Below are 2,369 nucleotides of genomic sequence, written 5' to 3' on the forward strand. Positions count from 1 at the left end.
GTACTTTTTGCCATCAGCCATTTTCCGTCTTCCGTCTGTACAGCCAACGTCAAAGGCATCACTGCACACCCTTCTTGGTTAAAAGAGAAAGTCTCGATTGGCAGGACAAAGTAGGCTATAGATTGCTCTGAATACGTTGGCTGTACCAATGTATCTCCTTGCACGAAAGCACAATCATCAAGTTTCAACCAAAGACGGTCCCTCGTTGCATAAACATCTTTTACTTCTACTGGCTCAACATCCGTAGGATATCGTGCATAAAAAGCGAGCTGCTCATCTTTTGTCCAATAGGGCTTCCAGGCAAAACCCTGCCACTTTTTCTCAAGATAGTGCGTCTTTTCCGACAGTGAATTTCCTTTTTTAACCGTAATGTCTTCCTTTTCAGTGGACACCCTTAAATCCCATACTTCTTCTGGATGAAAGAGTGTACGGCTGACAAAGTGATCGGCCGCAATGCTGACGATACCCACATGTGTGCCAAACACTTGCTTGTGATTATATATCTCTATATTTGCTTGGCGTTTGATTATTCGAAATGAGAGCTCTGTTCCAATTAACCCCTCAGGTATGTCCAAAAATAAATCAATGGCGTTTTCCAGATACTTGATGTTCTTGATCAAGACTTCCATATTCCACCCTGCTTCTGAATGTGACTTGTTTATGCAATACAACGGCATTTAACTGTTGAACAAACTCTTGATCAGAACTCCCTTGCGTTAAATCTAGTACATTGGTTTCTGGGAGTTTTGAAACGAAATACGACTCAAGCATGGCTAGTACTGCATTATTCCGTTTAATCGTTTTTTCCTCGCCATTGTTCACTCTCGCTGATGCTAGGATTATTCGTTCTGCTGGCATCACAGCAATTAGTGAGCTAATGAATGTATCCATCGCGTTCATCATCATGTGCATGGAAGATTCCATTACACTTTCTTCGTTGATTACATAGCCTGATCTCACTAATGCACTGCTCATAGTCAGCATCTGCGCGTCCATAAGTTGAATGAAAGGACTAGATACATCATTCACTAAATCGATGATAAGATAATCAGGTGCTGCCTGTTCCAGATCTGTAAAGAAAGTCTTTTCAAATTCTTGTTTCAGCATAGCTCGGTCACTTTTGTTAACTGATTTAAGATCTTTGTCATCTAAGCGGACAGGTTTCCCCGTCATACTTACCATAGAAGAAAGATTTTGCTGTAACACGACCTGATAAACAGCCTCCGTACGGTTCGTAAATAAAAACGGCTTGGTAATCAGTTGACTGCCGAAGAGGGCAATTTTTATTTTCTCTTTTGTCTGGTTAGCCGCTGTATAGAGGGCGATCCCACGGGCACCCGTCAAGTAGGGTTTAATTTTTTTTGAGTTGCTGCTCTCAGGGAATACATAATAGTTATAATTCTTACTGATATACCCATCAACCACTTTGACCGGATAATCCGCAACACTGTCATTAGCAGCTTGAAGCCTGATAAATACATCCCAAATCCCGCCCTCATAGGAATGATGGATTGGAAGGCTTTCTAACGGATACGCTCCGGCAAAAATTTCGCCGCTTACCTCTAGTGATTTTGCTGTTTCAAAAGAATACCGCTCATTGCCCAACTTGTCCCGCAGTTTAAGCACGACTTTACTCGCACGCGCTTGAACCGGAACGGCGCCATTGTCAACTAAGCCTTCAATCGAAAATTGACCAGTTTTTTTATTAAAAATAACATCGACTATCGATACAGCCATCTCTTCTTGCTTAATATACAGTGAAAGCAATTGTTCATTATTCTTATAGGGTTTAATCAGGTAAAACGAATTTTGTTCACTGCGTGCATAGTTCGCTTTAACATTCTTTGGTGTTGCAATTTTCTCGGTTCTTACTAATTTCCCGCTACTATAAATCACATACAAATCGTCAATCAGTCCATCTTCAAACTCTTTTACATCAACGGCAAGCGGCAGTACGAAGGCTGCTTTCCTTTGGTTCACATTGACAGGATAACGAAGGGCAAACTCTTCAGTGAAATCATTCCGATTTTTAAGGCCAATTTCAACAGAAATGGCCGGTGAGAGTTCTTTAAAGGTCATTTCACCGCTCAGCATGCCTTTTTTAAAGCTCATTTTCTCAGCTATGACAGGTAACTCAATGGTTTTGAAATATAAACCAAACGTGCCATGCGTCGTGAGATATGGCTTACATTCATAAAGACCATTATTTAACGAATAGTAGTCGAACGATTGAGGATTAATGATACATTGATAGTCTTTATTGCCGGATGTAAAGATTAATTGACAAGCTCCCTCTATACGCTCACCAGCAAAGAGTTCTTCAAAATTTATGTCAACTGACGCGATCATTTTTGCTTTCGATTTATAGG

2 protein-coding genes are annotated in these 2,369 nt (G+C 40.7%); both read right to left on the bottom strand.

Translation table 11 applies throughout. From position 1 onward, the window contains the following. Positions 1–629 (bottom strand): hypothetical protein (locus AC52RT_RS17720; RefSeq protein ID WP_495541972.1); only part of this gene is annotated, 629 nt, incomplete at its 3' end. Then, on the bottom strand, positions 583–2,369 hold a 1,787-nt coding region (locus AC52RT_RS17725; RefSeq protein ID WP_495541973.1), incomplete at its 5' end, for a DUF6270 domain-containing protein. The genes AC52RT_RS17720 and AC52RT_RS17725, both read right to left, overlap by 47 nt.

The sequence above is a fragment of the Peribacillus sp. genome (assembly GCF_059453735.1).